Here is a 7,690-nt window from a genome sequence, read left to right on the forward strand (position 1 = left end):
ATGCTAGGACTAAAATTGCCAACCGATCCGCGTTGGGTAAACATTGTTGAAAAAAACATTGAAGAAATTCTTACCGACCATGCTTTTTGCGAACAAAAAGCCACTAGCACGGCCATTTCACTTATAGTTAGTTTTCCAGAATATACCGAACTAGTACAGGAAATGACTGCTCTAGTAAAAGAAGAAATTAGTCATTTTAAAATGGTACACGACAAAATTATTGAGCGCGGTTGGACTTTGGGTCGCGATAGACGTGATGATTATGTTATTGAGCTTCTTAAATTTTTTCCAAAAGGAGGAAGTAGAACTACGCAACTAGTACATAGATTACTATATGCTGCACTTATTGAAGCTAGGAGTTGCGAACGATTTAGATTATTATCGGAAGAATTAGAAGATAAAGAATTAGCCGAATTTTACAGAAAGCTTATGGTAAGTGAAGCCAACCATTATACCATGTTTTTGGGTTTTGCAAGACAATACGGCGAAAAAAAAGAAGTTGATGCTAAATGGCAACAACTTCTAGAATATGAAAGTAAAATTATTAGTAACTTAGGAAATAGCGAAGCTATTCATGGCTAAAACATCTAAAAAATTAGAACTTATAACCAACGCCTAATTGTATATTTCTGTTTTTTGCAACAATGCCAGATGTTTCATCAAAAACATTTCTAACACCATAGTTATATCTAACATCAACAAAAATAGCGTAGTTAATTTTATAGTCGGCTCCAATAACAGCAGAGTAAGCAAGGTTTTTCATTCCGTCTTCATACTTATGAACTTTTAAACCTATTTGAGGCCCTATACCTGCATGAAATTTTTCGCTAAATCTAAATCTAAACAAAACGGGCATTTGTATATAATCTAAATGTAAAAGCTCTTCATTTGCACCTTCAGCTGAAAATTGAATTTCTGGAACTATTGATAATGTTCTTGATAAACCAATATTTGCCATAAAGCCAATATACAAACTGTTTCTATGCTTATTTTCCATTATTGGCGTGTCTTCAAAATCTAAATGAGAGATTGTGTAACCAGCTCTAATACCATACTTAATTCCGCTAGAAGCAGACCATTTTTCTTTAACTTTTACAGAATCATTAATTTCTTGAGAAGCTGTTACTTCCTTAATATCTTGGGCGAAACCTTGAAATATAAAACTAAGTAGTACTGTTAATAGTAGTAATTTTTTCATCTGTTTGCTTTTAATTATTTAAATCTATTCAGATGTAATTTGCCAAATATATTGAAGTTGAGGGCAATATAAGTTAAACAGGCTTATTTCAATATTAATAGATTTGGGTTGTTATTAATAGTAATTATGCAGCCACGAATATATATTATAATTTTAAAATACTACAATTATACAAGCTAAAGTGCATAATTTTACTGTGTATTGCTCGAAACTGTATCATAATAGATGCTTTTAATAATACCATCTGCAAGACCTATTTTTGGCACATATATGTTTTTTGCTCCGCTCCATTTCATAGCAGACAAATAAATACGCATGGCAGGAATTATAACATCGGCTCTGTCTTGATTTAATGATAACTCTGTAATACGTTCTTCATAAGAGTATGTTTGAAGCATATTGTAATAAGATGTCATGTAAAAATATGAAAGTGGTTTACCCATAGCCTTACCAGAAACTTTAAATATTTTATTAATGTTACCGCCAGAACCTATTACATCAATTTTATGGTAACCTTTAGCATTGTTTTCTATCCAGAATTGTAAATCTTGCCAGGTTTCTTTTTTAACCATATCATTTAAAAGCCTAACTGTACCTATTTTAAACGATCTTGATGCTACTTGCTCTCCTTTATCAATAACTGTAAACTCTGTACTTCCTCCTCCAACATCTACATACAAATAAGTTTTATTTGGGTCTATATATTTGTTTAAATCGGTTGCAGCAATAATAGCTGCTTCTTCTTCGCCTCCAATAACATCTATACTTATTCCCGATTGCTCTAGTACTAAATCGACTACTTTTTTACCATTTGCAGACTCTCGCATTGCTGATGTGGCACATGCTTTGTACTTAACCACTTTATGCGATTTCATTAAGAGTTTAAATGCCAGCATGGTATCTAAAATACGTTGTGTGTTTTCTTTAGAAATTTTATTTTTTATAAAAACATCTGCTCCCAGACGAATAGGCACACGTACAAGAGAATTTTTTTTAAATTGAACTGGTTTTCCTTTTTGTTCAATAATATTTGAAATTAATAATCTTACAGCGTTTGACCCAATATCTATGGCAGCATATTTTTTTATTGAAAGCATATTAGTTTTCTAATTGTTTAGTATAATAATCATAAGTAGCAAATTGTGATCTTACTTTTAATTTGTTGTTTACTCGATACTCATTTTCTTGCGAATCATTTAATACTCTAGCTTTTACATTATCATTCCAACTAATATTAAATGTGTCTATTATTTCCTTTTTAATATCTTGGTCGTATATAGGGCAACTTACCTCTACTCTATTTTCAATATTTCTTGTCATCCAATCTGCAGAGGATATATAAAGTTTTGAATCGCCATTATTTCCAAAAATATAAATTCTTGAGTGTTCTAAAAATTTATCAACAACACTAATAACTTCTATATTTTCGCTCATACCATCTATACCTGGTATTAAACAACAAATTCCTCTTACTATCATTTGAATTTTAACTCCAGCCCTACTTGCTTCATAAAGCTTATCAATCATTGGGTAGCTGGAAATACTATTCATTTTAAGCCTAATTAATCCTTCTCTACCTGCTTTAACATGATCTATTTCTTTATTTATTAATTTAAAAATAGAATTTTTAGTGTAATGTGGAGATACTATTAAATGCTTATACCTGTATATTCTATAATTAGTTTCAAAAAACTCGAAAATTTTATTAGCGTCTTTTAATATCTTTTTATTTGAAGTTAGTAAGGTATAATCGGTATATATTTTAGCTGTAGATTCATTAAAGTTTCCTGTACTTATAAAACCATAGCGCTTAACCTTTTTCCCTTCTTGACGTTCTACAACGCACATTTTACTATGTACTTTAAGTCCTGTTACTCCAAATATTAAATTAATGCCTTCGTCTTTCATTTGTTGCGCATAGTTTATATTAGCTTGTTCATCAAACCTGGCACGAAGTTCTATAGATACTGTTACCGTTTTACCATTAACAGCCGCATTAATTAACGAACTTGCTACATGAGAAATTTCTGCAAGACGATAAATTGTAATTTTTATTGTTTTTACATTAGGATCTAAAGCAGCTTCTCTTAAAAATTTTACAACATAAGAAAATGTTTGATAAGGCGCATGTACTAAATAATCTTTCTTTGATATAGCATTAAATATACTGTCTTGCATACTTAACCCTTTTACAGGTAATGCTTCTATTTTATCGTATAATAAATCTGTTCTTCCTAAACTTGGGAAACTCATATAGTCTCGCCTATTATGGTAACGCCCTCCAGGTATTATACTATCTGTATCGTCAATACCCATTTTAGACATTAAATAGCGTAATGTTTCTTTGTGTATTGTTTTATCGTATACAAACCTAACTGGTTCTCCAACTTGGCGCGACTTTACACTATCGGATATTTTTTCTATAAAACTTTTACTTAAATCGCTTTCAAAATCTAACTCACCATCTCTGGTAATTTTAATCATATGAGCAGAGATAGATTTATAATCGAAAATATTAAAAATATCGCCCAGGCAATATCTTAAAACATCATCAACCATAATAATATAGCTTTTGTTACCTTGTTTAGGTAGTACTACAAAACGATCTACAGATTTTGGTATTTCAATTAATGCAAATTGTTTTTTATCGCCAGACATTAACATACGAACTGCTAAATAAGCGGCACTATCTTTTAGGTTTGGCAATACAACCGAATCGTTAAGGATTATGGTTACTAAAGCTGGGCTAACTGTTTTAAAAAAATAGGTTTTAATAAATTCGCTTTGCGCTTCGTCAATTTGAGTTTCATCTATAACATAAATATCCTCTTCTTTTAACTTATCGTCTATGCTATTTAAAATAGCTACACTCTCGCTTTGTTGCTTTATAACTATTTGGGTTATAATTTCTAAAAGTTCTTTAGCTCTTATACCTCCTAGTTCGCTTTTGCCTCCTTTTCCTGCTTCAACAATACGTTTAACCGTAGCGTAACGCACTTTAAAAAATTCATCTAAATTATTTGAAAAAATACCTAAAAAACGTAATCTTTCTATTAACGGAACGGTTTCGTCGGCTGCTTCTTGCAGTACTCTAGCATTAAATTGTAACCAGCTTATTTCCCTATTTATGTAACTGTTACTCTTGGAGTTTTCAGGTTTAGTCATTAACTATTGTTTCTGTTATTTTGTTAAACAAATATATTCTATTTAGACTAAAAAACTTGATTTTAATAGCTAAGCTACGCATTATTTTAAAGATTTAATGTTTTGGTAACTAATCCGCTTTTAAATTAAGATTTTAAATCTCTTGGGAATATTGTTTTTAAAGTTTGTCCTTGTTTTAAAGAACTCCATTTTTTAGAATTAAACTCGATAACAACCACACCACTTGTTGGCACATTATCTATATGCACAGACCCAAAAATATTTACAAAAGCTGTTATGGCATGATTATGCCCAAAAACCATTAAACAGTTTACTTTATCGTTACATTCTTCAATAACCTTTATAAGGTCTTCTCCAGAAAAATCATATAAATCATGATTAAAACGCACTATATTATTATCTAGATTCAAATTTGCTATAAATATATTGGCTGTAGATTTTGTTCGGTTTGCATCGCTTGAGATTAACAAATCGATTTTATTACAATCTAATTTTAAACGATTTGAAACCAAATTAGCATCATTAACCCCTCTACTTTTAAGCGGTCTTTGATGATCTATCACATCATGTTTCCATGATGATTTCGCATGTCTTACTAAAATTAATTTTTTCAAAATATTCGATTAAATGCAATTTTTATCGACAAAAAGTTGTTTTTATGAATAAAATTCAATTTATTTGTTCTCTAAAATGGTTAATAAATATAGTAAATAACATCTGTAAAAGCATAAGTATATAAAAACTAATTATTAGACAACAATAAATAAGTACAATAAAAAGCATACATAAAAAATAAAACGCTGATTTACAAACGCCTAAACAAGTGACTTTAATTAATGTTTTGTGTCTAATTAATTAGAAAAAAAATTAAAACAATGAAAGTAATATTTATAATTATAATTACTCTTTTTACTAGTATTCCATCTTCAATTAACAATAAGCATATAGAAGATGACATAAATTGTACTGCTGAACTTACTGTTGAAAAAAATAGAAGTTTTAAATCGGCTTACGCAGATGGTGCAAATTTTAAGTTAACCCTTACAAATACTTCAAACACTACTACGTCTTATAAATTAGCTGCATTAAATTTATCATCACCATGCTCTAACAATCCAAATGAAAATTTACAAAGACGAACAGCTTCAAAAAACTCAGATGTTATTGTTTCTTTTAAAATGAATAATTCCTTGAAATATGCTAACAAAAAAACAAAACAGAGTAATACTATCACTTTAGATGCTGGACAATCAAAAGAATTTATTGTTAATGCTATGATTCCTGAAGGCACTCCTTATAACACTTGGAGCTGTATAGAAGTTAAAGCAAGTTCTATAAATTGTAATGCTTCTACTGCAGAAGTTATTTTAAGTGTATTTATACCTGACCCCAATGAAAATTAAAATTGTGATTCCTAAAAGGAATTAATTTTAAAAAATATATTTATGAGTAGTAAATTACTTTTTCAAAGCATATATAAGAAACAGCTAAATAATTATATTCTAGCTGCTTTCTTATTTTTTACTTTTAGCACCGTATTTGCACAGGAAGTTACAGTTAATAAATACGCTGTTGAAAACAACACAGAATGTAATCAGTTTGATATTTCGCTTGAAGTTATTGGAAATCCACCTTCTCGCCCTCAAGAAGTTGTACTTGTTATAGATAGGTCTGGTAGTATGAGTTTTGGTCCTAACCCAGAACCTATTGATTTTGCTCAAGATGCTGCCATAGATTTTGTAAACAACTTCTTTTTACCTGCCAACAACCCAACTGGGTTAAATAGAGTTTCGGTAGTTAGTTTTAGCAGTACTGCTATTGTAAATATTGGCTTAACCGATAGTAGTGGACAAGCTTTAGTAATTGCAGCAATAAACAGTATTGTAACTGGTGGTGCAACAAATACAGAAGATGGCATTGTTAAAGCTGATAATGTATTAACAAATACAGGAACCTTTGATTGTACAACATCAAGAAGTATCATCCTTTTATCTGACGGGGTTTCTACAAGAAGAAACACAGGTTTTGGCTTTAGTTCTTGTAATTCAACAACAACAGTTACATCTTGTCAAACAGAGGCTATTCAAGCTGGAATAGATGCTCAAACTACAACTGTTTCTGGAGTAGACTACAATCAAACCATATTTACTATTGGTCTTGTAGGAGCTATTAGTGGTACAGAACAAAACATAGCATTAAATACCCTTAACGGAATACAGAATGGAGGGGCTTTTTCTACTGAAAATAATGCCGATTTAGCCGGTATTTATAGTCAAATTTTAGGGCAATTAGTACCAGCTGCAACACAACTACCCTCACAATCTTTAATTTCAGATACTTTACAAAATGGCTTTAGCCTAGTTCCTGGCTCTTTAAATGCTAGCAAAGGTACTGCTTCAAACTCTGGTAATACTATTTCATGGTTTGTATCTAATTTATATAACGAAACTATTACTTTAAATTATACTATTGAATCTGATGGTATTAATGCATGTAGTAATCAGGTTGCTGGCACATCTGTAATGAATTATGAAGATTCTAGCTGTAACACAACTTCGGTTACATTCACTAACCCTAGTTTTTGTGTACCTTGCCCTGTTATAAATCCAGTTATATCACGAATAGATTGTACAAATTCAATTTCTTATTCTAGTACTTTAAATCAAGGAGGATGTAATGTTTTCTCTGATTCGTTTCAATGGATTTTTAAATTAAATGGTAATCAAGTAGGCACTTCAAATTCACAAAACGGCACTTTTAATTATACAGGAAGTACTGCATTTGAAGGTGATTTTACAGCTGATTTAATTTACTCTGGATCATATGGTAATGGTAGCTGTACTTTAGCAGATTTGCAACGATCTTCTAATACTTTAACTTTACCTTCTGCTTTAATTATTAGCTTAACATCAAAAACAGATGAAAGTTGCATAGGCGAAAATGATGGAGCTTTAGACATTAGTGTTTCTGGTGGTACTGGAAATTATTCGTACGACTGGGATAATAATGGTTTACAAGATCCAGATATAGATTCTCAAGATTTATCAAACTTATCTGAAGGTACTTACACTATTATTGTAACTGATGTTAATTCTGGTTGTACAGCCTCTGAAAGTTTTGAGGTTCAAACAACTCTAGACACTACCAATCCAACAATAATATGTCCTAATGATATCTCTGTAAATGTCGATGCTAATGCTTGTTCTACAGATGCCGCTAATGTCAATCTTGGAACGCCTACTGTGGATGATAACTGTAACACAACATCCATATCTAATGATGCACCTGCCTCATTCCCATTAGGAGAAACAACGGTCACTTGGACCG

At 30.9% G+C, this 7,690-nt stretch carries 7 protein-coding genes; 3 read left to right on the top strand and 4 right to left on the bottom strand.

Annotated elements, in window-relative coordinates:
- A complete protein-coding gene (locus ACNG5D_RS08390; RefSeq protein WP_418183052.1) occupies nt 1-582 on the top strand; it encodes a MiaE family protein in 582 nt (193 codons plus the stop codon).
- Nucleotides 583-595: 13 nt separating this feature from the next.
- Here ACNG5D_RS08390 and ACNG5D_RS08395 read toward each other — a convergent pair whose 3' ends face one another.
- The 4 genes from ACNG5D_RS08395 to ACNG5D_RS08410 form a co-directional block, all read right to left on the bottom strand.
- A complete protein-coding gene (locus ACNG5D_RS08395) occupies nt 596-1,198 on the bottom strand; it encodes a porin family protein (protein ID WP_418183053.1) in 603 nt (200 codons plus the stop codon).
- Nucleotides 1,199-1,389: 191 nt separating this feature from the next.
- Nucleotides 1,390-2,295, bottom strand: coding sequence for a Ppx/GppA phosphatase family protein (locus ACNG5D_RS08400; protein WP_418183054.1), 906 nt, complete (start codon nt 2,293-2,295; stop codon nt 1,390-1,392).
- Between the two features lies 1 nt (nt 2,296).
- On the bottom strand, nt 2,297-4,363 hold the full coding sequence (gene ppk1 / locus ACNG5D_RS08405; protein ID WP_418183055.1) for a polyphosphate kinase 1: 2,067 nt from the start codon (nt 4,361-4,363) through the stop codon (nt 2,297-2,299).
- 125 nt (nt 4,364-4,488) lie between these two features.
- Nucleotides 4,489-4,977 carry a SixA phosphatase family protein gene (locus tag ACNG5D_RS08410; RefSeq protein ID WP_418183056.1) on the bottom strand — a complete coding sequence of 163 codons (489 nt, stop codon included), beginning with the start codon at nt 4,975-4,977 and terminating at the stop codon, nt 4,489-4,491.
- A gap of 261 nt (nt 4,978-5,238) precedes the next feature.
- Between ACNG5D_RS08410 and ACNG5D_RS08415 the strand changes: the two genes are divergently transcribed.
- Together ACNG5D_RS08415 and ACNG5D_RS08420 are read left to right on the top strand one after the other, a co-directional pair.
- Entirely contained in the window at nt 5,239-5,766 is a 528-nt protein-coding gene (locus tag ACNG5D_RS08415) for a hypothetical protein (protein ID WP_418183057.1), read from the top strand.
- A gap of 42 nt (nt 5,767-5,808) precedes the next feature.
- On the top strand, nt 5,809-7,690 hold a 1,882-nt coding region (locus tag ACNG5D_RS08420; protein WP_418183058.1), incomplete at its 3' end, for a VWA domain-containing protein.

Origin of the sequence: Algibacter ulvanivorans (genome assembly GCF_048381495.1) — a bacterium.
GTDB lineage: Bacteria > Bacteroidota > Bacteroidia > Flavobacteriales > Flavobacteriaceae > Algibacter_B > Algibacter_B ulvanivorans.

Bases quoted from the DNA above. Each gene is read 5' to 3' on its own strand.
- ACNG5D_RS08390 (WP_418183052.1), top strand. From the start codon at position 1: ATGCTAGGACTAAAATTGCCAACCGATCCGCGTTGGGTAAACATTGTT.
- ACNG5D_RS08395 (WP_418183053.1), bottom strand. From the start codon at position 1,198: ATGAAAAAATTACTACTATTAACAGTACTACTTAGTTTTATATTTCAA.
- ACNG5D_RS08400 (WP_418183054.1), bottom strand. From the start codon at position 2,295: ATGCTTTCAATAAAAAAATATGCTGCCATAGATATTGGGTCAAACGCT.
- ppk1 (WP_418183055.1), bottom strand. From the start codon at position 4,363: ATGACTAAACCTGAAAACTCCAAGAGTAACAGTTACATAAATAGGGAA.
- ACNG5D_RS08415 (WP_418183057.1), top strand. From the start codon at position 5,239: ATGAAAGTAATATTTATAATTATAATTACTCTTTTTACTAGTATTCCA.